Origin of the sequence: Pseudomonas sp. URMO17WK12:I7 (assembly GCF_003269045.1) — a bacterium.
GTDB lineage: Bacteria > Pseudomonadota > Gammaproteobacteria > Pseudomonadales > Pseudomonadaceae > Aquipseudomonas > Aquipseudomonas putida_J.
Map to the genome: position 1 here is coordinate 192341 of NZ_QLTL01000006.1, position 25118 is coordinate 217458.

Sequence of the window (25118 nt, forward strand, 5' to 3'; positions counted from 1 at the left end):
TCGCTCCGTTTATCGCGGACTTGACCGTCCTTGTTGCGAGACCGTGGTTGTTCACCACCGCCAGGCTTTGGAACGTTCACGTTGGGGTTGAGAGGGCGACGATCTGTCATACGGAATCTCCTTCATCCAGCAATGTGAGATACAAGAGGTTTGCAGTAAATCGTGAGCCGCGCAGAAAGTCATAAACACATCATGTAGTGTTTTTCTTTCTGCGTGACACAACATAATGCGCTTAGCTGGTGTTCGCAAGCGTTTTGGATCCCTTTGAGTGTCAAAATTTTACGCCCGTCCGACGTGCCGACGATTCGATGGCGTATGCTAATGTGCCATCACGCATTCGGTATGGAGCCTCGTGATGGGTTGGAAAGGGACTGTAAGATCGCTGCAGGCATCAGCCAGACGAGCTGAGCGCAACGCTCATCGTCGGCAACGTGAGCTCGAGAAGCGGCAAAAAGAGTTCGATAAGATGGAGGCTCTAGAGCAAGCAGCGTACGAGGTAGAGGTCTATGAAAATCACATCGATCTCCTGCTTTCCATGCACAAAGAATGCGCTGAGCCGGTGCAATGGAAGAAGATCCTCTCAACGCCAGAGCCAAGGCAACCCTTGAAGGCCGGATCGCTCGAGCAAGCCGCACATCATGCATCTGCTACTTATCGCCCTAACTTCTGGGCACGGCTTTTCAAGCTTGAGCGTCGGCAGCGCGAAGCGCTTTTGGTGAGAATCGGCGTTGCCGCTGCCGAAGACGAAAGACTGTTTCAGGCAGAGCTTGATGAATGGAAGACTGCACACGACGACTGGGCTGAGGAGCGTGATATTGCTCTGCGTATCCTCGATGGTGACCGCCAAGCGAAGCTTGATGCTATTGAGGCTTTCGAGTCTTTGGAGGAAATCTCACACCTAGGCTCATCTATCCAGATGATCGTCCATGAGGGCGGAGTTCTGGAAGCGAAGCTGGCCATCCACGGTTCACACGTTATCCCTTCCGAAATCAAGTCTCTACTCAAAAGCGGCAAGCTCTCAACCAAAGCGATGCCAGCTGGACGTTTCAATGAGCTCCATCAGGATTACGTCTGCAGCTGTGCTTTGCGTGTGGGAAGAGAGTTGTTGGCCATCCTCCCGGACGACCTAGTGATCGTGACGGCGATGGATAACGTGCTCAACAGTTCGACAGGGCATATGGAGGATCAACCGATTCTCAGCGTCGCATTCTCTCGGATCGCAGTCGATGGCCTGAACCTTGAGGCAATTGATCCGTCAGACGCGATGAAGAACTTTGTGCACAATATGAACTTTAAGAAGGGTACTGGCTTCTCTGCTGTATGTTCCCTGGACTCCGAAAGGTTTGCCGTAAAAGTATAAATACAGGTAACTCCTATCCAGCCATCGCATGGATTAGAAACCACTAATTCTCAGTATTGATTCAGAAGTATCGACAATTTGAATGGGTGCGATTTGTGACAATTTCAGACGACCAAAAAATACGAATTTCGGGAATGTGGGACACACTAAAGAGATATGATGGCTATATATCTACGGTTAATTTTCGCTGTGGACTCATAGCGTCGTTCTCAGCCGCGGTCTTCGGCGGAGTGCTACTAAAAGCCGATGCAATACTGAAGTCTGGAATGGAAAGCAATTATCTGCTTGCTGGCTTGCTGGTGTTGTTAGCGTTTCTTGCTCTCCTGAGCATATATTGGGTTATAAAGACGATTTGGCCCGATTTGTCAACCAATGCCGGTGGGGCGAATAAGCCATCATTGTTTTTCTTCGGTTCGGTGGCCAAGGAATTCAACGCATTGACATATGCCTCGGAAGCGGCAGGTCGATCCATAGAGGAATTTGAAAAAGATCTGGCGATTCAGGTTCACGAGGTCGCTCAAGTAACTTTAAAAAAATTCCAAGTGGTATCGAAGGCGGCCAATTGCGTCAAATGGTGCTTGTTGGTTATGGGGTTGATCGTTCTAGTTGTTGTCATGGACAGTTTAGGAGTTAAATTATGTCTTCGCTGAAAAGTGTCTACAAATCGTTCGATTCAGTTTTCGAACGGTCAATCCCTAAAAGCACGCCTGTGTTCGATTCTGCCTTTGAGTCGTATGGGGCTAGGTCACCACGAGTATTGAATGAGCGTCAGACAATCCTCGCCAAGTCTAATATTGCTGAGGCGGAGTACGGTATTCAAGAAGCGATTAGAGGTTTATTTGGTAAAAAGAGAACGAATGCGCATAGTATAGGTGGTCATCCTGACTTTGATCATCTGGCGGAGTCTGAATCTACGGAGCGGGGGTTTAATGTTTCGCTGTTCATGGATATCAAAGGCTCGACAAAGCTCGGCCTGATATACAGTCCTGAAGAAGTGTTCTTTATCAAAAATAGCATAATTCGGTGTGCTATAGAAACTATCAGGGCTTTCGATGGTCATGTGCACCGAATTATGGGTGACGCAGTTCTGGCATTCTTCCGCTCAGATGGTGAGTCGGCGCGCAACGCGGCCATTGATGCTCTGAATTGCGGGTGCTATTTAGTGGAGTTTATGCGGCAACATGTTGCGCCGAAGCTTCGAGAGAATGATGTAGATGATGTCGGTATTCGCGTTGGTATTGATTATGGTCAGCATGATGATGTGCTATGGGGCATGTATGGCTATCAAGGCTCGTCAGAGGTGACTGCAACATCATTTTTCGTTGACGTTGCGGCAAAGCTTCAGCAGAGCGCACCTCGAAACAGGGTCATGATAGGCGAATCGATTAGGACGCTACTCGACTTGCATGATGAACTGTTAGAGCCCAAATGGGTAAATAACAAAGAGTCAATTGAGCGATACATTCTTCCCAATTATACTGGTAATGACGGGCGACCAGTAAATTACCGGAAGCATGTTTTAGTGCAGAAAAAGTACTTTGATTTACTGCCGAAGCCAGAGTGGAGCGAATCTCCTATCCAAATATCTGCTTTGCTCAAGCCAAGGGCTGATGTTGTGTATGCAGATCCTGAGCACTATCATGCTTGCTCACGTGCCATTCCAAAAGGTGCGGGCATTGAGTTCAAAGCCAGGTTCGTGATTGCAGGGAATCCGGATAATGTGAGAGTGCGATTCCGAGTTAAAAACCACGGCGAAGAGGCTGGCGCGGATAACACCTATCACGAAGACATTGAGGCGAAATTCAATCGAGAGCGACAGGAGTATTGGGCGGGTTATTGGCGGGATGCTATGTATACAGGACTCCACTACATGTCGGTATCGGTGCTAGTGGACGATAGAACGATAATCCCAGAGCAAGATTTTGGCGTTTATATTGGGATGCCAATATAAGCTTTTTAACAAGAGAGCCTAGTTTATGCCGCAGGCAGGATTCGCTGGTCAAGCGCACGCGACGCTTGGGTGATTCGAGGATTGTTCAGGCATGACAGCCCCCAATATTAAGCTCGCAGTAACATCGCACCTGGATCCAGCCCAATGGTGCGTCGGGCTCGGGGCGGGACGCGGCTCAAGTATTTGGAATTTGGTAGAATAGGTGAAAGGCCACCGCCCGCTAGTTTAGTATATCTAGGGAAAGATTTACTCACCAAGCCATTGAGGGAAACTAATGTCTCATCTAGCCGAGACCAATGGGCGGTCTGAAGCGGGCGAGGGCGACCAGGCGCATGGGAGAGGTGCAGAGTTTGCTGGCACCCCGAAGGGGTACAAATGTACTCCTCCCCAGGTTCAGGGCTATTTGTCGATCATATACACCGCTAACGGCTTGGCTTTGAGTTAGCTACTCGATAACCAAAATGCTCGCGGGAGCAAACTACCAGAGAGAGGGGAACAGAAAATCTATCGAATGCCGCGAAAGCTTCAGGGATACCGACTGACGGCAGTCCAAAGTGATCAACCCCTCTAAACACATCAGGCTTAGTAGGCTGTGCGTGGTAGCCTCATCGAGACCCAGGCGCGCACGGATATCGGCGCGTTGCTGGTCACCCAGGCAGAGAAGCGTTTTGTAGATATCACGGCACTTAATCTGCAGTTCATGCAGGTGCTCGCCCTTACTGGCTGACAGTACGCGGCGGCTCCGCATCTCAAAATAGCCGTCGATCCGATCATTTAGCCTTTCCGGCTCCAGCAGCTTACTGAAGTACTGCAACTGTTCCAGTGCTGTCTCAGTGAAGAATCTAGTCCAGCGCAGCAAACCGCTATCCGAAAGTTCGCCACGGCCGTCTAATCCGCCTTGGCGCTGAGCATCCGCAGCGCGCAGCATCTCGTAATAGGCGGCGATATTGCGAGCGAACCCACGGCTCATGGACCACAAGCCAGACCCACTCAAGCCAGAAGCCTTGAGGTACTGATCTGTGAATAGGCGGCCCGTACGTCCATTGCCGTCCATGAATGGGTGGATCCACATCAGGCGGTGGTGCGAGGCAGCAGCGGCTAAGAGCCGCGATTGCCCATGGATCCAATCTAGACGGTACACGCGCGCAAAGTCGTTTAGGTGCAACTGCATCTGCTGCGAAGTAGGGGGGATGTGTTGGCCAACGCGGACCTCACATTTGCGAAATTCACCAGGGACCATGCGCGCGGAAATCGCTGGCTCGAATGATTGCATTTCCAGCATCCGTTCAGGCACGCCAACATAGAGTTCGCGATGTAAGCGTGCGATTGTGACCTTCGCACACACGGTGACTTTGTTGATTGGCTCATTGACGAGCCGGCGCTGGGCGTCAATGAGCCGTTTAACCTCTTGCAGGCCTTGGTCGCCTTCGATCTCATGAGGACTATCCTCGGCCCTCAGAATGTCGATCGGTGCGCTTGAGTTCCCCTCGATCTTGTTGCTGTAGTACGAATTTACAAGCTGTACCAGGTTCATCATAGGCACGCGTAATGGGACTGGAATCCCGGTGTGAAGAGCCTCGTCGAGCCTTAATGATCTGAATGATTTGTTCCAGCAGTTCCTCCGTGGCCTTGTCTTGGGTGATGTACGGAGTGAATGCCATTGCCACATTGTCCTTTGCACAGCTAGTTACCAAGGCTTAGAACGTTTCAAAGCTTTCTCTTTGCCGGGTAGTGGATGGTCATGTCAACGCCAGAGTAATCAGCTGTGGCAGTATTTTCTCAGCAGGGCCTATCAGCATGATCTCGTTCGGCCCATTCATGGATACATCTACGTTATTGACGTGTACGACCACTGCACCAGAAGCTATCGCGATATCTGGTAAGTCAGCAGCAGGCCTTACCACACCGGATGTCCCGATAGAAAGCATGACGTCACACTGTCGTGCTGCTCGGCTGGCGGTTTTCCATGCGCCTGGCGGAAGATCTTCACCAAACCACACCACAGCTGGACGCAAGCGGCCGTTGCATCGTCGGCAGCGGGGCGGTTCTATCAATGCGCCTTCCGCTGGAATGCTCGGAAATTCCAGCGATCCCGCGACGAAGCGATGACAGGTGAAACACTTGGGAAGCGTCAGGCTGCCATGGAGATGAAGCACGTCCTGATTGCCCGCCCGCTCGTGCAGGTCATCAACGTTCTGAGTGACCACAGTGACATTCCGACCGCTGCCAGATAACCGGTGGATCGCCTGATGTGCCGCATTGGGCAGAGCTTGCGTGACCTGCTGGCGCCGCCATAGGTACCAGCCCCAAACCAGCGCCGGATTTTCGCGAAATGCCTTCGCGGTTTCTAAGCGTTGAGGGTCTTGGCGCTCCCACAACCCGGTTAGTCGGTCGCGAAAAGTCGGAATGCCGCTGCCGGCAGAAACGCCAGCGCCGGTAAACACCATGATATGTTGCGCATCCCGCAATGCGTCTGCCGCTTTTGCTAAGGTGTCCATGAGCATTCATCATCGTAACGCGTGGTAGGGAAGGCTGCCAGGAGAGCGGCCGCGGGAGGCATCGGATCAGTGAACAGCCAATTCGATGGCCTTGCGCCGAAAAACCCAAGTGTGGAGGCTTCACCGTTCAACGACGGTGTGCGTTCCTGCATCAAAAGTGCGCGTACAACTGCGGTTCGTCAGCAGACTTAGGTGGAGGGGCCGTGCTGGTGATTCGCGCTTTCAGGTTTCGCGCCGAGTACAACGCGTGTGACCGTTTCCGCAGGCGTAAATCGAGATCCCCTAATTTGTAGGTGGCCACCGCAGTCTCGTAAATCACTGCGCTTTGCGAGGACTCAAGTCCACGGTGAATCACTATCTTACGAAGCTCTTCCAGGCTCCAGTGCGGACGTCCGGTGATGGAAGGAGGGCATAGCATTTGTACCTGCGCGATCTCGACGCCCGTTGCCTGAGACAGGAAGACGTTGAGTTCGTAGGCATCTTCAACCACAGCTGCTCGCTCGCTCTCACCGTTGAAAAGCGGCCGCAAGGTTACCCAAAAGCACATCCCTTCAATTTCACAATAGGAACCCGTACGGACAGTACGGGTGTGAGATTCGGACAAATAGATCAAAACGGGCTCCACTGAGCGCTGCATACCCCTAGGCGACCAGTCACCAGGGCTGGAAAGCTCAAATTATCCCACAATGAACACTATAGATTGTAGCCCTATCGTGTTCGATAGCGCTTCATCATTCCTTTTATGAGGAATGATGATGGAAATCCGTGAGTCCCTGGGTGAAGCACTGCGGCGCATGCGCATTCTTCACGGCCTGACGCAGGAAGATTTTGGAGTAGTCAGTAGTAGGACCTACGTCAGCACCCTCGAACGCGGACTCAAGGCGCCAACTATTCAAAAAATTGAAGAGTTGGCCGGCCGCATGGGGGTCCACCCACTCAGCCTCATCGTATCTGCATATCTCATCCAGAATCCGGATGTGGGCATCGACGGGCTCATCAAACAGGTGAAAAAAGAGGCGCTCAAGCCTTGACCGTAGATCCACAGCCTAAAATGAGCGCTATAGTGTTCACGCCGCCCTGAATCGACTACCATCGCTGCTCACTGAAACCCCCTTCGGGGAGCAGCGTAGCTATGCGTAGATGATTCCATGGCTAAGGTGGCCCCTTCTACATCCAAATGCCTATGGCCACCGCCGCTGCTCCCCATTTTTCAATTGGCCTGTACAGGACACCGTGTCGAGAATCGTGGAAGATTCCTGACTAGCACTGCCGAAGACTGCCGGCCAGAAGCCTGGATGGAGGAGGGCGTCGCTAAATAAAGCGGTTTTGTCTCTTGGTTATAGCGAGCGAGCCGCGGCGATGGGCCTAGCTACGAGCACCGCTAGCCATGCAAGACCCCATCTATCTCGTCCTGTGCGGCTTGAACAACCGCGTCGGGGTCGGAGGATATGATGTCCTTCGGCAGCTTACCGCCCAGATACGAATTGGATGATTCGAACCATAACGCCATGCCCCAGCCATTCAGCCTGGTGGCCAGCACAGCGATGACGCGCTGCATTCCCTGGGCCGCATTGGCCAAGGCGCAGGCATCGATGGCAAAACGTGAAAAGTACTCCACGCCCTCGTAGTTGATAGAGAAGATCACACCGTCTAAATACCGGCCAGGAGTGCCGGCGCTGAGTTGCTCAGCTAACGCCGGCAACAGCGCATTTAGCTCAGCCCAGGTCAACCAATCTCCGCTGGCCATGACTCTGGATTGTGCCTTTGACTGGAAAATCGCCTCTCGGCCGGCAATATTCCTCGCCTGTCGAATTTCGCGCATCTGCGAGACCCTCCTTAAGAATCAGGGGGTAGGGGATGTCAGCAACCCGTTCTGAGCTGCCCGCTGAGAGATAGACCACCACCAATTCGGATCCACCGGCTGACTGAGGGTCGACCAGTCAACGGCGGCCGGTGTCCTGGAAGTAGTCGTCCTGGGCAACCAGGCCCAAATTACCGTCCTCAGCCGTCGGTTCATCACTGAACAGCTGTTGAAGGCGACGCTCCTGCTTCACGTACGCCAGGGTCTGGAAAAAGTAGTGCTCGCAGAGGTGTACCTCGAATCGCTGGCCGTCGTGTTCGCTGCCATACCCCCAGCGGGCTTGTAGGGTTCCATACTGGTAACTGCCCGCAGCCAGGCGCGTAGAACTACCGCAGACGTCACACGTGACATCAGTGATGCACTCAATCTCGACCCGCCCGGTAATTTTCACTGTGAATTCCTAGAAAATGGCTTCGTGCCATGTTGGACGGCAGGCTGGCGATCGGCGACCAGGTGATTCGAGTTCAACCGCGGTCACGCATGCCAATGCGCTTAACCGAATGTGCGCGCTCCTGATCATGCGAGTGATAATAGGTGTTCTGGGTTGTACTGAGGTTGCTGTGACGCAAGTCTTCCTGCAGGTCCTTAGGATTGCGCAGCGGCGCGTCAAAGGTGGCGGAGGTGTGACGCAGCCAGTGCGCGGACGCACAGCGCAGACTTTCCATCTCGTGGTTCGCGCGGCCTTCGCTGCGCATCTTCTCTACGGCTTTATCAAACACGGTTTGGAGGAGGGCGCGGATCTGCCGATCAGACAAACCGGCGCGGCCGTTGAGCGTGGTGATCAGCGGCGTAGTTTCTCCTGAATGAGGTAGCTCGGGAAGTCCCAGGAATCGCCGATAACGTTTCAAATAGCGCTCTACGTAGATATCCCGCACGGCAATCTTCGCCGCCTTGTTGCCTTTACCCACCGCGAAGTACCACCAATTGCCTTCATCATCTAAGCGGAAATCACCCATGGTGGGTTTCCAGTTTTTGCGACCGGCGAGATCGGAAACCCGCAGGTACATGGCGAACAGCGTAGCAACAATAAATAATGTTCGCTCATGCCGCTCCGGTTCGGCGTTCGCCATTGCTTCAACGGTATCCAGGACAAAGTCCCACTGCAGCGGCGTAAGTGCCCGCGAAGAAGAAACTTCAAGTTCTTGCGTAGAAAAACGGCTGCCTTTCTTGAGGAGCCGAAACGGATTCGTTTGGGCGAAGCCATCTTCAATCAGAAATTCATAGAAGCGACTGCAGACGGTAAACACCTGGTTCAACGTGCCATTCGCAGCATGATACTCCTGGGTGCTCGGAGTTTCTGCAGCTATTACTTTGCGCGACTTGAGATTAAACGGATGCCATTTGGGGTTGGGGATGTAAGCCTCGCGAGCGTCGAGCGCGTGCGGGTTACTAACAAACCGGCTGCGGGTTACCGGACCCATCCAGTCATCTGGCGGGTTTCGACAGAAGTTCAGATAGTCTTGGGCATCCTGGCGTTTGAGTTGATTCAGCGGTTTGCCTTGGATCAGCAGCGCCCACAGTAGTAAGCGCTCGGTATGACTGCGGTACGAGTTGAACGTCTGGGCGTTGTCGGAAAAGGCGCGCAGGAACGCACGTACCGCGGCGTAGCCGCGGTCAGCCTCCAGTGCGGCGTCACACTCGCCCAGAAAGGCGCCGACGCAGGCCAGCGGTGAGCCGTGCAAACTGAAGTCTTGCTCGATGAAGTTATCGTGGGTTTCGAACAAGGGTTGGGGTGCGCGCGCCATGAAATACCAGCCAGAATTTTGAAGACAATAGACTTCCAGTTATGACAGTAATCGGAAGTCAGAAGCATTTTGGTCAGAATGATCTCAACCGATCGATGGTACCCGCCAGGCCTTAAACACGCAACGTACCCATGGACGCTTGGGGCAACGATAGTCAGCATTCAAGGATTCACATTGAGTTAAAAGGCTGAGATTGCTTTTGATGGCAAACGATTCATTTCCGGCTTACCACTAAGGCGGAAATCATGAAAATATGCCAGCGCAAGGGCATGAAAGCAGTCGATCAACTCTCTCGGTTTTCGCAAAAACTCACATATCAAAATTCATGGTCGAGTCAGCGGAGAATCGGTTATGAAGGGCATTAAGCGTCTCGTAAGCCAATCTACCACGTGTCTGGCCAAACCCATAGGTATCAATAGATCTCATAATGCTAGCCGTACGAATGCTATCCATGCGCGCCTCCGAAACTTGTTTAGTTAATATTTCATCACAGCCGTCTCTCGCCATCAGATCTGCCGCCACATACGAAACATCCCTCATAATATTACCAATTTGTCTGACGCTTAACCCCGGCCTTCCGTAAACTGTGGTGAAAAGCGCAACATCTGGCAGTCGACCTTGGATAAATGAGACGTCTCGCGCATTCAGATAGCGCTCTAAGTAGGGGGTGAATTCAGCAGGAGCGCTAATCTTAAAAGATCTAGCGGAATCAAAAATCAAATAGTTCCAAGACGAATCTTCATGGAAGCTAGAAAAAGTTGGTTGCCAAAACTTATTGCCTGACATGAATCTGACAGGAACAAGAAGATAAATTGTCATGGCCAAAATAAATAGGGAGCGTTCATGCGCAGAGTCATGCTCGCACATGGACCTTGCCGCCCTTAAAAGGTATTTTAGATGTCCCGTTCCCAGTCTCCCTACCAGCGATACACCCTTGCCCCCGATACTATTGACGAAAGAAGTTTCCACCTGTGAAGCGGGGTTGACCTCTAGAATTGCCTTAGCCGCTAAGTAATCGAAAACCTGGATACATATAGATTTAATCCCTGCGAGCGCTCTTGGACCGGACGCCTCGCTGGTTGATGCATTTGAAAAAGGGCGCCACCAATCATTCATTACCCGTTTACCATCATCGCCAGAAATAAATCGGCGAAAAGGACTAGTTGCTACCCAGTTATCGGGCGGTGAAGCACAAAATCTGAGGAACTCCTTAAAATCATGCGCCCGCAAACTCGAAAGCGGCTGTTGACGCTCGATCCAGGACCAGAGTAGTAGCCGCTCAGTCACTCCACGGTAGTATGCATAAGTAGAGCTAATTTCGGCCGATTGGTCATGCCGAATATAATTTGCAAGGAACAACCTGAGCGCATCAAATAGAGCTATTGGGTTATCTTCATGCTTGAACTTTTCAATATACCCACGAATCTGCGGATGCAGCTCAAAGTACTTATCCAAGGGAAGCGTGATTGTGTCTTGATCAGAATAAATTGGTCGGGGTTCAATCATCACGGTCGTTCACTTTGCAGGCCTGAACTCAAGTGTAGCTCAGACATCATTTGAGGACTACGGAGCGGTGTTCGCATCTATGAGGTGCAGGAGCATCTAGGATTTATCATCTAAGAATTACACAAAAAATCTCTAAGCCATTGAGTTTTCTAGATTAAAGGAGTTGGGCGCAGCCCGAATTATCATCAATGAGTAACATTGGTCTGGGGTCGATGCACTTGGAATTCGCGTATTTGGAGGGTAGTTCAAGGCTGCTCCGGTTAGGCCCGAACAGATAAGTCACTGATTTTCCAGGCGCATCTATGAACTACAAAATTCGCATCTATGAGTGCCGGTCACATTGATAATCGACAACCAAAAAGGAACGTTATCGAAATACGCTATTTAACATAATATGCATTATGCGCATATTCGTATTTAAGGCTTGTACCGTGGGGCAGTCAGATTTCAAGCCAGACTAGCCCCCTGAAATCGAAAACCCGTCCATTCGTTGACCGAGGTTAACGTCTGCGCAAATCCCCTTGATTAAAATGCGGGCTCCGCACCCTCACGGGGAAAATGGCATGACGATTATCGTAACTGGCGCCGCGGGCTTTATCGGTAGCAATCTTGTTCAGGCGCTCAACCATCGCAATGAAACCGAAATCATCGCCGTCGACGACCTGACCGATGGCGACAAATTTCGCAACCTGGCCTGCAGCGAAATTTCGGACTACCTGGACAAGGACGATTTTCTCGAGCGTTTCAGCCGTGGCCAGTTCGGCAAGGTGCGCGCCGTGCTGCACCAAGGCGCATGCTCGAGTACCGTCGAAGCTGACGGTCGTTTCATGATGGATAACAACTACCGGTTCAGTCGTGAACTGCTGGCCGCTGCCCAGCAACAGCAGATCGCGCTTTTATATGCATCGTCGGCAGCCGTCTACGGCGCCGGACAGGACTTTCGCGAACAGCGCGAATGTGAGCGCCCGCTGAATGTCTATGGCTATTCAAAGTTCCTGTTCGATCAACAGGTACGTCGGCAGCTGTCGGTTGCACGTAGCCAGATCGTCGGTTTGCGTTATTTCAACGTCTACGGGCCCCACGAACAGCACAAAGGCGCCATGGCGTCTGTGGCCCTGCACTGCTTCAACCAGTACCAGGCCAACGGCAAAGTCAGCCTGTTCGGCAGTTATGGCGATTATCCGAACGGTGGCCATCTGCGTGATTTCGTCTCTGTTGAAGACGTGGTTAAGGTCAACATGTTCTTCCTCGATCACCCGCAACTGAGTGGCATCTTCAACGTTGGCAGTGGCCGCGCACAGCCGTTCAATGATGTGGCCTTGGCTGTGATCAATCGGCTGCGCGAGCGGCAAGGCCAACCCATGTTGCCACTTGAAATGGCCTTGCTGGAAGGCATTCTGGAGTACGGCGAATTTCCTGAACATTTGCGTGGCAAGTACCAGTGTTACACCTGTGCCGACCTGAAGCGCTTGCGCGCTGTCGGTTATACGGCACCCACTTTGGCAGTTCAGCAAGGTGTGGCACGTTACTGCGACTGGTTGCAAGGTATCCAGGGGTCACCGCCTGCCCCAAGCAAACAGGTGGCTTAATATTGCGAGGAATTACGCAGTTCGGGTATTTTTCAGCTGGTGCACGGTTATTTATTGGTGGTTCATTAGCGATAACTACACTAAATAGTCATTTAGTGTAGTTATGCTTGGCGCCCGTGAAGTCATGCGTGGAAACTGCCAAGCCCCTGCTTTTCCATGTCATTGGGCAAAGTGCAAATTCCTTCCTAGTATTAATGCGTTGCAGCGTTTTAGTCGTGCGTCCCGACGTTTCTCGACAAGGAACCGAGAATGCCTATGCCTCGCTTTGCCTGTCATAGCCTGCCCTTGTTTGTGGCCTTGATCTGCCTTACCGCCCACGCCGAACAGTAGGTTCCGGCCGACGACTCATCACCGATCCGCGTGCTACTCGCAGCCGAGCTGGAAACCACCCTGTCGAGCCAGATGAACGGCACTTTGGGTGAACTGAAGACCCGCTTTGGCTAACGGGTCGCCAAAGGCGCCACCCTCGCCCGCTTCAACTGCAACCAAGCCCAGGCGCGGGGCAAGGTGGCGGTAGCCGAACTGGCCATGGCCCGGCAGAACCTGGAAGCCAAGAAGCAACTTCGCAAGCTCGATGCAGTAGGCGATATCGAGGTGGCAGCAGCCAACACCGAAGTCCAGAAGGCAGACGGCGCCCGCGCCATGGGCGAGGCGCAGATGAGTTATTGCCTGGTGCAGGCACCCTTCTCCGGCCATGTCGCCAAGGTCTACGTAAAGCCTTACCAGACCGTCAGCGCCGATACCCCTTTGTTCGACCTGGTCAGCGATGGCGCCCTAAAGGACGTTTGAACGTGCCTTCCAGTCAGCTCAAGACCCTCAGCCCGGGCCAGCCGCTGGAAGTGCAAGTGCACGAAACTGGCAAGACCTACCCCGCCAAGATCAGCGTGATCAATGCCAGGGTCGACGCGGTGGCGCAGACCGTAGAGCTGGAAGCACGCTTCGACCAGGCTTTCTTTGCCTGAGCTGATGGCGGGCATGAGCGGCACGGCGCGGTTTGCGCCATGACCGTGAACCAGCCTCTGCCCCACCCACAGCTGTTGTTGCAGCTGGACGCCCTGCGTGACAAAGCCATGGCCGCCGAGTCGTTGAATGCCCTGGCGTTCAGCATGGCCAACGATCTTTACCCATTGCTGCCCTTCCACCAGGCGCTGGTCTGGCGGCAAGGCAAGGGCGGGCTCGAGCTGCTATGCGTTTCTGGCCTGGCGCGTCCCAGCGAAGACTCGCCCTACCTGGTCTGGCTCAAGCGTGCCAGCCGCTGGCTGGCCAGCCACCTGAGCGATGAAAAGCCCGTCTGGCTGACCGAGGCCACGGCTGCGCCACCGCCCGACATCGCCGAGGGCTGGGCCGAGTGGTGGCCTGCCGGCCTTTGCTGCAGACCGCTGCACACCCCGGCCGACCAACGCTGGGGGCTGCTGGTGCTGCTGGAAGAGGCACCGCCGGCGGCGCTGTACCAGCACCTGGACGGCCTGACCCGCACCTGGGCCTATTGCTGGAGCGCGCTGACCCGTCGTCAGCGCCTTGGCCGCTGGCGCCCCAGCCGCCGCCAGGTGCTGCTGACCGTGCTGCTGCTCGCCGGGCTGTTACTGGTGCCAGTACGCCAGAGCGCACTGGCACCGGCGCAAATCGTCTCGCGCCAGGCGCAGATCGTCAGCTCGCCGATCGACGGGGTGATCAGCCAGGTGCACGTGCGCCCCAACCAGCCGGTGGAAGCAAAGCCCAGCCTTGGCGAGCAGTGGCTGCATGCCCGTGATGATCAAAGCGTGGCCTATATTCCCAAATCCTAGGCCAGCCCCTGATTCCTTGAAACGCGGCAAGTAACAACGACTATTCGGTCAACTACAAGCACAGTTTTACATTCACCCGAATGAGTGTTTTTGAGTTTCAATTTTATTGCCCGCCAAACACTAAGTCAGAAAGCTGAACCTTAGCTGTCTATGTTGGCAATGTAATGAGAAGGCTACCTATTTTTTATACTTATTTCACAAAAACCGGCATAACCTTGGCCGAATAAGCCACTGTCAATCACTACGGCACGGAAGACTGAGCCCCCGCAGACAAAACTGACTTAGCGCAACCCCCCTACTTTCTGCCTATGTACTTGATGCAAAAGTTTTCTTTGCGTCTACGCTGGCAATGGACCCCATTAAATCAATGGGTTCTGTCAATTTGCTGTATTACCGAGGTGCTCATGAGTGAGGCGTTTCTCCCTTTCTCGCGTCCTAGTATGGGCGACGAGGAAATTGCGGCTGTCGAAAAGGTCCTGCGTTCGGGCTGGATCACCACCGGCCCACAAAACCAGGCACTTGAAGAGCAGTTCGCACAGTACGTTGGTTGCCGCCATGCGGTAGCCCTGTCATCGGCCACTGGCGGTATGCACATCGCTTTGCTGGCACTGGGTATCGGCCCTGGGGATGAAGTCATCACTCCGTCGCAGACCTGGGTTTCCACGGCCAATATGATTTCACTGCTCGGTGCCACGCCGGTATTCGTCGATGTCGACCGCGATACCCTGATGACCGATGCGGCGCGCATAGAGGCGGCGATCACCCCACGGACCAAGGCCATCATCCCGGTTCACTACGCGGGCGCAGCTTTCGACCTCGACCCCCTGTACGCCCTCGCCGACAAGCATGGCATCGCTGTCATCGAAGATGCCGCCCACGCTGCCGGCACCCGTTACAAGGGCCGCCATGTCGGTGCCCAAGGCACGGCAATCTTCTCGTTCCATGCCATCAAGAACATGACCTGCGCCGAAGGCGCCATGTTCGTCAGCGATGACGAAGCCCTGGCCAGCCGCGTGCGCATGCTCAAGTTCCATGGCCTGGGTGTCGATGCCTACGACCGCCTGACCCATGGCCGCAAGCCCCAGGCCCAGGTCATCGAACCCGGCTTCAAGTACAACCTTGCCGACATCAACGCCGCAATAGCCCTGGTGCAGCTCAAGCGCCTGGATGCCATCAACGCCCGCCGTACCGAACTGGCCGGCCTCTACCAGCAGCGTCTAGCAGGCCTGCCAGTGCAGCCCCTGGCCGTTCCGGGCTACGACCAGCAGCACGCCTGGCACCTGTTCATCCTGCGCATCGACAGCGAACGCTGCGGCCTTGACCGCGAAGCCTTCATGAAAGGCCTGCAGGAGCGCGGCATCGGCACCGGCATCCACTTCATCGCCACCCACCTGCACACCTGGTACCGCCAGCGCGATCCGCAGCTCTCGCTGCCAAACACCGAATGGAACTCGGCGCGGCTGTGCTCCATTCCATTGTTCCCTGACATGACCGACCACGACCTCGACCGGGTCGTCACTGCCATTGAACAGCTTGTGGGAAATCGCTCGTGAGACCTTACCCGATACATTGTGTGTCCATCGTCATCCCGGTCTACAACGAGGAGGAAAGCCTGCCCGAGCTGCTGCGCCGCACAGGCGCCGCCTGCCAGCAGTTGCGTCACCCCTATGAAATCGTGCTGGTCGACGACGGCAGCCGCGACGACTCCGCGCACATTCTCGAAGAGGCCGCCAAAGCCGAGAACAGCCCGTTCGTGGCGGTGATCCTCAACCGCAACTACGGCCAGCACGCAGCGATCATGGCTGGTTTCGAGCAGTGCAAGGGCGACGTGGTGATCACCCTCGACGCCGACCTGCAAAATCCGCCGGAAGAAATCCCGCGCCTGGTCGCCGAAGCCGAACGCGGTTTCGACGTGGTCGGCACGGTGCGCAGCAACCGCCAGGACTCAGCCCTGCGCCGCTGGCCATCGAAGGTGATCAACTACGCGGTGAAGCGCTCCACAGGCGTTGCCATGAGCGACTACGGCTGCATGCTGCGCGCCTACCGGCGCACGGTGATCGACGCCATGCTCGCTTGCCGCGAGCGCAGCACCTTCATCCCGATCCTGGCCAACAGCTTCGCCCGCCACACCACCGAAATTTTGGTGACCCACGCCGAACGTGAACACGGGGATTCGAAGTACAGCCCGATGCGCCTGATCAGCCTGATGTTCGACCTGATCACCTGCATGACCACCACGCCGTTGCGCCTGCTGAGCATCGTCGGTTTCAGCATGGCCGCGCTCGGCGTGCTGTTTGCCATGGTGCTGATCGTGCTGCGCCTGGCGTTCGGCCCGGGCTGGGCCGGTGACGGCCTGTTCGTCCTTTTCGCCGTGCTGTTCGTGTTCACCGGTGGCCAGTTCATCGGCATGGGGCTGCTAGGCGAGTACCTGGGGCGTATGTACAGCGACGTGCGCGCCCGCCCGCGATTCTTCATCGAAAAAGTGCTGCGCAGCGGCCCGCCGCCTGTTCCGGCACAAAACGTCACCGTTGACGGTTTCAACTCCTCCACTTCGGGTCAGGTTCACTCATGAGTGCAAAAACAGTTGTCTTCGCGTACCACGATATCGGCTGCGCCGGCATTGAAGCCCTGCTCGACAGCGGTTATGACATCGCAGCGGTGTTCACTCATGCCGACGATCCCAAGGAAAACACCTTCTACGCCTCGGTCGCACAGCTGTGCGCACGCAAAGGCATCCCGGTGCACGCGCCGGAGGACGTCAACCACCCGCTGTGGGTCGAGCGCATCAGCCAGCTGGCCCCGGACTACCTGTTCTCCTTCTACTACCGCAACCTGCTCAGCGAACAGTTGCTGGCCACCAGCCGCAAGGGCGCCTTCAACCTGCATGGCTCGCTGCTGCCGCGCTACCGCGGCCGTGCGCCGGCCAACTGGGTGCTGGTCAACGGCGAGCGTGAGACCGGCGTCACCCTGCACCGCATGGTCAAGCGCGCCGACGCCGGCGCCATCGTCGCCCAGCTGCGGGTGGCCATCGAACGCAGCGACACCGCACTGAGCCTGCATGGCAAACTGCGCGCCGCAGCCGCCGACCTGCTGCGCGACACCTTGCCAAACTTGCGCCAGGGCAAGGTCAGCGAAACCCCGCAGGATGAGTCCAAGGCCACGGTGTTCGGCCGTCGCACCGCAGCCGATGGCCGGCTGAACTGGCAACAGCCTGCCGAAACCCTGTTCAACCTGGTGCGTGCGGTGACCCAGCCCTACCCAGGTGCGTTCTGCCCGGTCGGCGAGCACAAACTGATCGTCTGGAGCGCCAACGTGGTCAAGGGCAACGATGGCCTGGCCCCTGGCCGGGTAATCAGCACCGACCCGCTGCGCATTGCTTGTGGCGAAGACTCGCTGGTGATCAGTGCCGGTCAGCGCAATGGCAACGGCCTGTACCTGGGCGGCTCGCAGCTGGCCGCTGAACTGGGCCTAGTCGAAGGCTCGCTGCTGCGCGGCGCCGATTCGCGCAGCGCCAAGCGCCGCACCCGGGTATTGATCCTTGGCGTCAACGGTTTCATCGGCAACCACCTGTCCGAGCGCCTGCTCAGCGACGAACGTTACGAAGTCTTCGGCCTGGACATCGGCTCCGACGCCATCGAACGCCTGCGCAACCACCCGCGTTTCCACTTCGTCGAAGGCGATATCAGCATCCACTCCGAGTGGATCGAGTATCACGTCAAGAAGTGTGACGTGGTGCTGCCACTGGTGGCCATCGCCACGCCGATCGAATACACCCGCAACCCGCTGCGCGTGTTCGAGCTGGACTTCGAAGAAAACCTGCGCCTGGTGCGCTACTGCGTCAAATACAACAAGCGCGTGATCTTCCCGTCGACCTCCGAGGTCTACGGCATGTGCCAGGACCAGAACTTCGATGAAGACACCTCCAACCTGGTAGTGGGGCCGATCAACAAGCAGCGCTGGATCTACTCGGTCTCCAAGCAGCTGCTCGACCGGGTCATCTGGGCCTATGGCCAGAAAGGCCTGAACTTCACCCTGTTCCGCCCCTTCAACTGGATGGGGCCACGCCTGGACCGCCTGGACTCCGCGCGTATCGGCAGTTCCCGCGCCATCACCCAGCTGATCCTGAACCTGGTGGAAGGCACGCCGATCCGCCTGTTCGACGGCGGCGCGCAAAAACGCTGCTTCACCGACATCGCCGACGGCGTCGAGGCCCTGGCACGGATCATCGACAACGACAACGATGCCTGCAACGGCCAGATCATCAACATCGGCAACCCGGACAACGAAGCCAGCATCCGCCAGCTTGGCGAAGAGCTGCTGCGCCAGTTCGAAGCCCACCCGCTGCGTAGCCACTTCCCACCGTTTGCCGGGTTCCGCGATGTCGAGAGCAAGGCGTTCTACGGCGGCGGCTACCAGGACGTGTCCCACCGCAAGCCAAGCATCGCCAACGCCAAGCGCCTGCTGAACTGGGAGCCGACCGTGGAGATGCGCGAGACCATCGGCAACACCCTGGACTTCTTCCTGCGTGAAGCCATGCGCGAGATCGAGGCCCGCCCGGCAGAAGAAGCACGCTGATGCAGGCAGGGTTGCGCATCGATGTCGACACCTACCGCGGCACCCGTGAAGGTGTGCCGCGCCTGCTGGAGCTGCTGGACGAGGCACAGGTCAAGGCGACGTTCTTCTTCAGTGTCGGGCCGGACAACATGGGGCGACACCTGTGGCGCCTGATCCGCCCGCAGTTCCTGTGGAAGATGCTGCGCTCCAATGCCGCCGGGCTGTACGGCTGGGACATTCTCCTGGCCGGCACGGCCTGGCCCGGCAAGCCGATTGGCCGTGACCTCGGGCACCTGATGCGTCAGGCCCGGGACGCCGGCCACGAGGTTGGCCTGCACGCCTGGGACCACCACGGCTGGCAGGCCAATGCCGGGCACTGGAGCATGGCGCAGCTGACCGAGCAGATCCGTCAGGGCGTCGACACCCTCAGTGACATCCTCGGCGCGCCAGTGGACTGTTCGGCCGTCGCCGGTTGGCGCGCGGATGAGCGGGTCATCGAGGCCAAGCAGGCTTTCGGCTTCCGCTACAACAGCGATTGCCGAGGGAGCAGCCTGTTCCGCCCCCGCCTGGCCGACGGTTCGGCAGGGGCGCCGCAGGTTCCGGTGGACATGCCGACCTTCGACGAGGTCGTCGGCCCGCAGGTGGCTGCCACGCACTTCAACGAATTCATCCTGGGGCGCTTCCGCCCCCAGGCACTCAACGTCTACACCATCCATGCAGAGGTAGAAGGGATTCTGATGGCCCAGGACTTTCGCCATTTGCTGGCCGATGCACGCCAGCGCGAGATTGCGTTCAAACCGTTGGGCGAGTTGCTCCCCGCCTCGCTCGACACCTTGCCCGTTGCCAGTGTGCAGCGCGGCACCCTGCAAGGCCGTGAAGGCTGGCTGGGAGTGCAAGGCTCATGAGCAGACGCTGGACGTTACCGCTGCTGTTCGGCCTGTTCGTGCTGGCCTTCCTGCTGCCACTGGGCGGCCATGGCTTGTGGATCCCCGACGAAACCCGCTACGCCCAGGCCAGTCAGGAGATGCTGCTGACCGGTAACTGGGTCTCGCCCCACTTGATGGGGCTGCGCTACTTCGAAAAACCTGCCGCAGGCTACTGGATGATCGCCCTCAGCCAGGGGCTGTTCGGCCAGAACCTGTTCGGCGTGCGTTTTGCCTCGGCACTGAGTGTCGGGCTGAGCCTGACACTGTGCTACCTGGTGGCACGCCGCCTGTGGAACGACCCGCGCAAGAGCCTGGTCTGCACCCTGGTCTACATGAGCTTCTGCGTCATGGTGGGCCAGGCAGCCTATGCCAACCTCGACCCGCAGTTCACCCTGTGGGTCAACCTCAGCCTGGTGGCCCTGTGGTTCGCCGTGGACAGCCGCAGCAACGGCCAGCGCCTGGCGGCCTGGGCGGTGCTGGGGCTGGCTTGCGCCATGGGCTTCATGACCAAGGGCTTTCTCGCCTGGCTGTTGCCGGTGCTGATCGCGCTGCCGTGGATGCTCTGGCAGAAGCGCTGGGGCGAACTGCTGGTTTACGGGCCAGTGGCCGTGGTGGTGGCGATCGTTGTCAGCCTGCCCTGGGTGCTGGCGGTGCATGTCCAGGAGCCCGATTACTGGCGGTTCTTCTTCTGGCATGAGCACATCCGCCGGTTTGCCGGTGACGATGCCCAGCACAGTGCCCCCTGGTACTACTACCTGCCGTTGCTGGTGGCCTACAGCCTGCCCTGGGTCGGCGCGCTGCCGCCGGCCCTGAAACAGGCCTGGCAGAGCCGCACCCAGCCCAAGATCGTCTTCTTGCTGCTGTGGCTGCTGATGCCGTTGCTGTTCTTCAGCCTGAGCAAGGGCAAGTTGCCGACCTACGTCTTCCCGTGCCTGCTGCCCATGGCCCTGCTGATTGGCCATGCACTGGATGACCGGCTGCGCCTGCAAAAAGGTCGCGCACTGGGCATCAATGGCTGGCTCAACGTGGTGCTGGGCGTGGTCGCCCTGATCGCACTGGCTTGGCTGCAGTTGAAAAAGCCCGTGTACGACCACGAACTGACCGGCATGCTGATGATGTGCGTTGCCCTGGCGGGATGGACTGTCGCCAACCTGGCCCAGGCCCTGTCGCCGCTGCGCTGCTGGGCGGCTCCGGTATTCGGCAGCCTGTTGTTGATGGCCCTGCTGCCGGCGGCACTGCCCAAGTCGGTGGAAGGCAACAAGATGCCTGACCAGTTCATCCTGCAGCACCTCGATGAACTGACTGGCGCCACGCACCTGCTGAGCAATGACCTTGGTGCTGCCTCGGCCCTGGCCTGGCGCCTGCAACAGCCGAATGTGGCGTTCTACAACACCGTCGGCGAACTGAAGTACGGCCTGGCGACCCCTGAAGGCCAGGGGCGCCGGCTGAACGACAAGAACGTCCGCCCGTGGGTCGACGATGCTCGCCGCAGTGGCACGGTCGCCGTGGTGATGCGGGTCAAGGGTAAAGATGAACAGCGTGAGCTCGCCCTGCTGCCCGACGATGGCACGCGCTACCAGCAAGGCAAGATGGTGATCCTCATCCTGCCCAAGGTCGCGCCATGAGCTGGCTACTGCTGCTGGCAGCCTGCCTGCTGACTTGCCTGGGCCAGGTAGCGCAGAAGTTCGCCGTGGAAAGCTGGCGTGGGCAGGCGGGGCCGTGGACGGACAAGTTGCGTTCGCCCTGGCTGTGGCTGGCCCTGCTCGCCCTCGGCAGCGGTTTGCTGGTCTGGTTGCTGGTACTGCAGCGCATGGAGGTAGGTATCGCCTACCCGATGCTCAGCCTGAACTTCGTGGTCATCACCCTGATCGCCCGCTTCGGCTTCCATGAAGCGGTCGATCGCCGTCACTGGCTGGGCGTGGCCATGGTCATCGCCGGGGTGGCCTTGCTGGGGCAGCAATCATGAACCAGCGCCTTGGCATCGCTTTCGCCCTGGGGAGTGTGCTGCTGGTCAGCGCTGCCCAGCTGGCCATGCGCTGGAGCATGACCCGCCTACCACAGCCTGGCCAGTGGTTGTCGACACTGACCAGCCAGGGCCTCGATACCCTCGCCGTGGCCGTGGTGCTGGCGGCAATCGCCGCTTACGGCCTGTCGATGCTCTGCTGGCTGCTGGCCCTGCGCGACCTGCCGTTGGGCCGGGCCTACTCGCTGCTGAGCCTGAGCTACGCCCTGGTCTACCTGCTGGCGGCCAGCCTGCCGCTGTTCGACGAATCATTCAGCTTTGGCAAATCACTGGGCGTGGCACTGGTCATGCTCGGGGTCATCACGATCAATACGCGTCCGGCCCGTTCGCCCGCATCAAGGAGTGCTCCATGAAAATTACAGTGTTTGGTAGCGGGTACGTCGGCCTGGTGCAAGCCGCAGTACTGGCCGAGGTTGGCCATGATGTGGTGTGCATGGATGTCGACGAGAAGAAAGTAGAGCTGTTGCGCCAAGGCCATGTCAGCATCTTCGAACCGGGCCTTTCCAGCCTGGTGCGCGAAGGCATGGATGGCGGGCGGCTGCAGTTCACCACCGATGAGAAGCTCGCCGTCGAACATGGCCGCGTCGCCTTCATTGCCGTCGGCACGCCCTCCTGCGCGGACGGCTCGGCGGACCTCAAGTATGTGCTGTCGGTCGGCGATGCCGTTGCCCGCCACCGCCAGGAACCGCTGATCCTGGTCGAGAAGTCCACGGTCCCGGTCGGCACCGGCGACACCCTGCGTGCGCACATCAACACGGCGCTCAGTGGCCGTGAGCTGCGTATCGATATCGTCTCCAACCCGGAGTTCCTCAAGGAAGGTTCAGCCGTCGCCGACTGCCGCCGGCCGGACCGTATCGTCATCGGCTGCGAGGGGGAAGACGTGCGCGATGTGATGCGCGACCTCTACTCCCCGTTCAACCGCAACCATGACCGCATCATGTTCATGGACCTGCGCAGCGCCGAGCTGACCAAGTACGCCGCCAACTGCATGCTCGCCACCAAGATCAGCTTCATCAACCAGATCGCCGAGCTGGCCGAACACCTGGGGGCTGACATCGAGTCGGTGCGCCAGGGCATCGGCGCGGACACCCGCATTGGCTACCACTTCATCTACCCAGGCTGCGGCTATGGCGGCTCGTGCTTCCCCAAGGACATGCGCGCGCTGATCCACAGTGCCGAGCAGGTGCACTGCTCCAGCGACCTGCTGCAGGCGGTCGAGGCCATCAACGAGCGCCAGAAGCACAAGCTGTTCGAGCGCATCCATGCGTTCTACAACGGCGACCTTGCAGGCAAGACCTTCGCCTTGTGGGGCCTGGCGTTCAAGCCCAACACCGATGACATGCGCGACGCCCCCAGCCGCGTGCTGCTCGAGTCGCTGTGGGCTGCCGGTGCCAGCGTGCGTGCCTTCGACCCCGAAGCCATGCAGGAAACCCAACACCTGTACCCGAACGAAGAGAAACTGATGCTGATGGGGACGCCGGAGTCGGTGTTGTCCGGTGCCGACGCGCTGATCATCTGCACCGAATGGCAGCAGTTCAAGGCGCCGGATTTCGAGCTGATCCAGCAGCGCCTGAAGGCACCGGTGATCTTCGACGGGCGCAACCTTTACGATGCCGAGCGTCTGTCGCGCAAAGGGTTCAAGTACTTCCCGATCGGCCGTGGCGATTCTTGCCAATTGCCGGTTGCCCCGCAACTGCCCCGCCAGGGTTCGAAAGCGGCGTGATGATTCTGCCACTCACCGTTCGCCGGCAGTCCCTGCTTGCAGGGCTACTGGCGCTGCTGCTGTTCTGCGCCGGGGTGTATGGGCAGGCGCCCATCGGCTTCGACTCGCGCTTCGTGCTGTTCGCTCAGGAGATGCTGCGCCATGGGCCAACGGTGTTCCCGACCACCTATGGGCAACCTTATGCCGACTACACCTCGCTCTCGACGCTGTTCATCTGGCTGTTGTCACTGCCGTTCGGCGCTGTCAACAGCCTGACCGCATGGCTACCCAGCGCCATCGCCGGGGCGCTCATTGTGACCCTGATGTACCGGCTGCTGGCCCCGTTCTCGCTGCGCTGGGCGTGGAGCAGCATCGCCTTGCTGCTGCTGACGATCACGTTCGTCAGCGAAGTGCGGGCCGTGTCGCAGGACCTCATGCTGGCGGCGGTCGCCTTCAGCGTGTTCTACCTGGGTTATGCCCACGACAATCGTGGCGCCGGGCGCCGCTGGCCGCTGGTGTTTGGCTTGTTGCTGCTGGGTTTCGGCATTCGCGGGCCGATCGGCCTGGTGGTGCCGACCGGCATCCTGTGCAGCTACTACTTGCTCACAGGCCAATGGCGGCGGTTGTTGTTGTTCGGGGGGCTGGCCAGCCTGCTGCTTGTCGCCAGTGTCGGCCTGTTGCTGTGGATGGCAAAAGCCAGCGGCGGCCAGGCGTTTCTGGATGACGTGATCCGCATGCAGTTCATGGGGCGCATGGACGGCAGCGAGGGCGCCAGCAGCGCGCTGTACTATTTCACCAGTTCGCTGGGCAACTACGCGCTGGCCTATCCACTGGCAATCCTGGCACTGCTCGGTGCAGGGCTGGGCCGTGCACAGCTGCGTGGGCCGGCGCTGTACCTGGTCGGTTACTGCGCGGCCGCGGCACTGCTGGTGATGCTCGGGTTGTCGATCCCGCTGGCCAAGAAGGCCCGCTATCTGCTGCCGATGCTGCCGATGGTTGCGATCATCGCCGCGTACCCGTTCCAGGTCACACAGGGGCGGCTGTTCGCCTGGCTTCGCGGTTTGACCCAGGGGCTTTGGCTGTTGACGCCGGGGCTGATGATGATTGCCGTGCTGGTCGCCCAGGGGCGCTTCCCCGAGCAGATCGGCGCCACCACGGTGCTGCTGGTTGTGCTGGCGGCCCTGCAGTTGTGGGCGCTGTCGCGGCTCTTGCAGTCACGCTGGCGTGCCGAGGTCACCGCTGGCTGCGCGGTCATGGCGTTGTGGTTGGTCTATGTATCGGTGTTCGAACCCGTGGAGCGCCGCCTGTATGACACCCGCAGCTTCACCCAGGCCGTGCTCGAACAGGTCACGCAGCAACCTGCCCCTCTGGTGCTGCACCACCTGGGCCGCGATGCCAAGGCCATCAAGTTCATGGTCAACCTCGACCACGACATGCAGCCCCTGTTCAGCGAAACCCCTGCGCAACTGCAAGCGTTGCAGGGGCCTGCCTGGTTGATGATGGATCGCCACGACTTCCAGGCCTTGCAACAGGCACGCTTGCAAACGCTGCAGCCGCAACTCAGCGGGCGCTTCGACAACAACGACTATGTGCTGGTGTACCTCGGGCACTGAACCTCA

At 57.8% G+C, this 25118-nt stretch carries 20 protein-coding genes and 3 pseudogenes; 16 read left to right on the top strand and 7 right to left on the bottom strand.

Going from position 1 to position 25118, the window contains the following annotated elements; all coding sequences use genetic code 11:
• Nucleotides 1-355: 355 nt before the first annotated feature.
• The 3 genes from H040_RS10365 to H040_RS10375 all read left to right on the top strand — a co-directional run bounded on the left by H040_RS10365 (nucleotide 356) and on the right by H040_RS10375 (nucleotide 3311).
• Entirely contained in the window at nucleotides 356-1360 is a 1005-nt protein-coding gene (locus H040_RS10365; protein WP_027609235.1) for a hypothetical protein, read from the top strand.
• 266 nt (nucleotides 1361-1626) lie between these two features.
• Complete coding sequence (locus H040_RS10370; protein WP_027609236.1) at nucleotides 1627-2010, top strand: Pycsar system effector family protein; 384 nt, start codon at nucleotides 1627-1629, stop codon at nucleotides 2008-2010.
• A complete protein-coding gene (locus H040_RS10375) occupies nucleotides 1998-3311 on the top strand; it encodes an adenylate/guanylate cyclase domain-containing protein (protein ID WP_027609237.1) in 1314 nt (437 codons plus the stop codon). The genes H040_RS10370 and H040_RS10375 overlap by 13 nt, the downstream gene beginning before the upstream one ends.
• A gap of 478 nt (nucleotides 3312-3789) precedes the next feature.
• Here the strand turns inward: H040_RS10375 and H040_RS10380 are convergent.
• The 3 genes and pseudogenes from H040_RS10380 to H040_RS10390 all read right to left on the bottom strand — a co-directional run bounded on the left by H040_RS10380 (nucleotide 3790) and on the right by H040_RS10390 (nucleotide 6422).
• Nucleotides 3790-4972 (bottom strand): annotated as a pseudogene (locus H040_RS10380) (Fic family protein).
• A 78-nt stretch (nucleotides 4973-5050) separates the two neighbouring features.
• Nucleotides 5051-5809, bottom strand: a complete 759-nt coding sequence (locus tag H040_RS10385; protein ID WP_027609238.1) for an SIR2 family NAD-dependent protein deacylase — start codon at nucleotides 5807-5809, stop codon at nucleotides 5051-5053.
• Nucleotides 5810-5960: 151 nt separating this feature from the next.
• Nucleotides 5961-6422, bottom strand: a complete 462-nt coding sequence (locus tag H040_RS10390; RefSeq protein WP_176431015.1) for a hypothetical protein — start codon at nucleotides 6420-6422, stop codon at nucleotides 5961-5963.
• A gap of 142 nt (nucleotides 6423-6564) precedes the next feature.
• Here H040_RS10390 and H040_RS10395 point away from each other — a divergent pair, with 142 nt between their 5' ends.
• On the top strand, nucleotides 6565-6840 hold the full coding sequence (locus tag H040_RS10395) for a helix-turn-helix domain-containing protein (RefSeq protein WP_027609240.1): 276 nt from the start codon (nucleotides 6565-6567) through the stop codon (nucleotides 6838-6840).
• Nucleotides 6841-7190: 350 nt separating this feature from the next.
• On the opposite strand, the gene H040_RS10400 is transcribed toward H040_RS10395, so the two are convergent.
• The 4 genes from H040_RS10400 to H040_RS27265 all read right to left on the bottom strand — a co-directional run bounded on the left by H040_RS10400 (nucleotide 7191) and on the right by H040_RS27265 (nucleotide 10924).
• Nucleotides 7191-7631 carry a hypothetical protein gene (locus H040_RS10400; RefSeq protein ID WP_033693257.1) on the bottom strand — a complete coding sequence of 147 codons (441 nt, stop codon included), beginning with the start codon at nucleotides 7629-7631 and terminating at the stop codon, nucleotides 7191-7193.
• Between the two features lie 118 nt (nucleotides 7632-7749).
• Nucleotides 7750-8061 carry a hypothetical protein gene (locus H040_RS10405; RefSeq protein ID WP_027609242.1) on the bottom strand — a complete coding sequence of 104 codons (312 nt, stop codon included), beginning with the start codon at nucleotides 8059-8061 and terminating at the stop codon, nucleotides 7750-7752.
• Nucleotides 8062-8134: 73 nt separating this feature from the next.
• The gene (locus H040_RS10410) at nucleotides 8135-9415 is read right to left on the bottom strand and encodes a tyrosine-type recombinase/integrase (RefSeq protein WP_027609243.1); all 1281 of its coding nucleotides are present in this window, start codon (nucleotides 9413-9415) and stop codon (nucleotides 8135-8137) included.
• A gap of 309 nt (nucleotides 9416-9724) precedes the next feature.
• On the bottom strand, nucleotides 9725-10924 hold the full coding sequence (locus H040_RS27265; RefSeq protein WP_143512516.1) for a hypothetical protein: 1200 nt from the start codon (nucleotides 10922-10924) through the stop codon (nucleotides 9725-9727).
• A gap of 560 nt (nucleotides 10925-11484) precedes the next feature.
• Between H040_RS27265 and rfaD the strand changes: the two genes are divergently transcribed.
• From rfaD to H040_RS10470, 12 genes and pseudogenes are all read left to right on the top strand, one after another.
• Nucleotides 11485-12510, top strand: a complete 1026-nt coding sequence (gene rfaD, locus H040_RS10415; RefSeq protein ID WP_027917337.1) for an ADP-glyceromanno-heptose 6-epimerase — start codon at nucleotides 11485-11487, stop codon at nucleotides 12508-12510.
• A 342-nt stretch (nucleotides 12511-12852) separates the two neighbouring features.
• A pseudogene (locus tag H040_RS10420) lies at nucleotides 12853-13515 on the top strand (efflux RND transporter periplasmic adaptor subunit); the annotation flags it as partial.
• A pseudogene (locus H040_RS10425) lies at nucleotides 13512-14222 on the top strand (efflux RND transporter periplasmic adaptor subunit); the annotation flags it as partial. The pseudogenes H040_RS10420 and H040_RS10425, both read left to right, overlap by 4 nt.
• Nucleotides 14223-14698: 476 nt before the next feature.
• Nucleotides 14699-15847, top strand: a complete 1149-nt coding sequence (gene arnB, locus H040_RS10430; RefSeq protein ID WP_027917338.1) for a UDP-4-amino-4-deoxy-L-arabinose aminotransferase — start codon at nucleotides 14699-14701, stop codon at nucleotides 15845-15847.
• The gene (arnC, locus tag H040_RS10435) at nucleotides 15844-16866 is read left to right on the top strand and encodes an undecaprenyl-phosphate 4-deoxy-4-formamido-L-arabinose transferase (protein WP_027917339.1); all 1023 of its coding nucleotides are present in this window, start codon (nucleotides 15844-15846) and stop codon (nucleotides 16864-16866) included. The genes arnB and arnC overlap by 4 nt, the downstream gene beginning before the upstream one ends.
• Nucleotides 16863-18869: a bifunctional UDP-4-amino-4-deoxy-L-arabinose formyltransferase/UDP-glucuronic acid oxidase ArnA gene (arnA, locus tag H040_RS10440; protein ID WP_027917340.1), complete on the top strand. Its 2007-nt coding sequence runs from the start codon at nucleotides 16863-16865 to the stop codon at nucleotides 18867-18869. The genes arnC and arnA overlap by 4 nt, the downstream gene beginning before the upstream one ends.
• Nucleotides 18869-19753, top strand: a complete 885-nt coding sequence (gene arnD, locus H040_RS10445) for a 4-deoxy-4-formamido-L-arabinose-phosphoundecaprenol deformylase (protein WP_027917341.1) — start codon at nucleotides 18869-18871, stop codon at nucleotides 19751-19753. The genes arnA and arnD overlap by 1 nt, the downstream gene beginning before the upstream one ends.
• Nucleotides 19750-21399 (top strand): lipid IV(A) 4-amino-4-deoxy-L-arabinosyltransferase, encoded by a 1650-nt coding sequence (gene arnT / locus H040_RS10450; RefSeq protein WP_027917342.1) that lies wholly within the window; start codon nucleotides 19750-19752, stop codon nucleotides 21397-21399. The genes arnD and arnT overlap by 4 nt, the downstream gene beginning before the upstream one ends.
• Nucleotides 21396-21740 carry a 4-amino-4-deoxy-L-arabinose-phosphoundecaprenol flippase subunit ArnE gene (arnE, locus tag H040_RS10455; protein WP_027917343.1) on the top strand — a complete coding sequence of 115 codons (345 nt, stop codon included), beginning with the start codon at nucleotides 21396-21398 and terminating at the stop codon, nucleotides 21738-21740. Before arnT ends, arnE begins: the two co-directional genes overlap by 4 nt.
• Nucleotides 21737-22150 (top strand): 4-amino-4-deoxy-L-arabinose-phosphoundecaprenol flippase subunit ArnF, encoded by a 414-nt coding sequence (arnF, locus tag H040_RS10460; protein WP_027917344.1) that lies wholly within the window; start codon nucleotides 21737-21739, stop codon nucleotides 22148-22150. Before arnE ends, arnF begins: the two co-directional genes overlap by 4 nt.
• Nucleotides 22147-23520, top strand: a complete 1374-nt coding sequence (locus H040_RS10465) for a UDP-glucose dehydrogenase family protein (RefSeq protein WP_050437174.1) — start codon at nucleotides 22147-22149, stop codon at nucleotides 23518-23520. The genes arnF and H040_RS10465 overlap by 4 nt, the downstream gene beginning before the upstream one ends.
• The gene (locus H040_RS10470; protein ID WP_112312812.1) at nucleotides 23520-25112 is read left to right on the top strand and encodes an ArnT family glycosyltransferase; all 1593 of its coding nucleotides are present in this window, start codon (nucleotides 23520-23522) and stop codon (nucleotides 25110-25112) included. Before H040_RS10465 ends, H040_RS10470 begins: the two co-directional genes overlap by 1 nt.
• Nucleotides 25113-25118 lie beyond the last annotated feature (6 nt).

Bases quoted from the DNA above. Each gene is read 5' to 3' on its own strand.
- arnE (WP_027917343.1), top strand. From the start codon at position 21,396: ATGAGCTGGCTACTGCTGCTGGCAGCCTGCCTGCTGACTTGCCTGGGC.
- H040_RS10470 (WP_112312812.1), top strand. From the start codon at position 23,520: ATGATTCTGCCACTCACCGTTCGCCGGCAGTCCCTGCTTGCAGGGCTA.
- rfaD (WP_027917337.1), top strand. From the start codon at position 11,485: ATGACGATTATCGTAACTGGCGCCGCGGGCTTTATCGGTAGCAATCTT.
- H040_RS10395 (WP_027609240.1), top strand. From the start codon at position 6,565: ATGGAAATCCGTGAGTCCCTGGGTGAAGCACTGCGGCGCATGCGCATT.
- H040_RS10465 (WP_050437174.1), top strand. From the start codon at position 22,147: ATGAAAATTACAGTGTTTGGTAGCGGGTACGTCGGCCTGGTGCAAGCC.
- arnA (WP_027917340.1), top strand. From the start codon at position 16,863: ATGAGTGCAAAAACAGTTGTCTTCGCGTACCACGATATCGGCTGCGCC.
- H040_RS10385 (WP_027609238.1), bottom strand. From the start codon at position 5,809: ATGGACACCTTAGCAAAAGCGGCAGACGCATTGCGGGATGCGCAACAT.
- arnD (WP_027917341.1), top strand. From the start codon at position 18,869: ATGCAGGCAGGGTTGCGCATCGATGTCGACACCTACCGCGGCACCCGT.
- H040_RS10400 (WP_033693257.1), bottom strand. From the start codon at position 7,631: ATGCGCGAAATTCGACAGGCGAGGAATATTGCCGGCCGAGAGGCGATT.
- H040_RS10410 (WP_027609243.1), bottom strand. From the start codon at position 9,415: ATGGCGCGCGCACCCCAACCCTTGTTCGAAACCCACGATAACTTCATC.
- arnF (WP_027917344.1), top strand. From the start codon at position 21,737: ATGAACCAGCGCCTTGGCATCGCTTTCGCCCTGGGGAGTGTGCTGCTG.
- arnB (WP_027917338.1), top strand. From the start codon at position 14,699: ATGAGTGAGGCGTTTCTCCCTTTCTCGCGTCCTAGTATGGGCGACGAG.
- H040_RS10370 (WP_027609236.1), top strand. From the start codon at position 1,627: ATGGAAAGCAATTATCTGCTTGCTGGCTTGCTGGTGTTGTTAGCGTTT.
- H040_RS10375 (WP_027609237.1), top strand. From the start codon at position 1,998: ATGTCTTCGCTGAAAAGTGTCTACAAATCGTTCGATTCAGTTTTCGAA.
- H040_RS10365 (WP_027609235.1), top strand. From the start codon at position 356: ATGGGTTGGAAAGGGACTGTAAGATCGCTGCAGGCATCAGCCAGACGA.
- arnT (WP_027917342.1), top strand. From the start codon at position 19,750: ATGAGCAGACGCTGGACGTTACCGCTGCTGTTCGGCCTGTTCGTGCTG.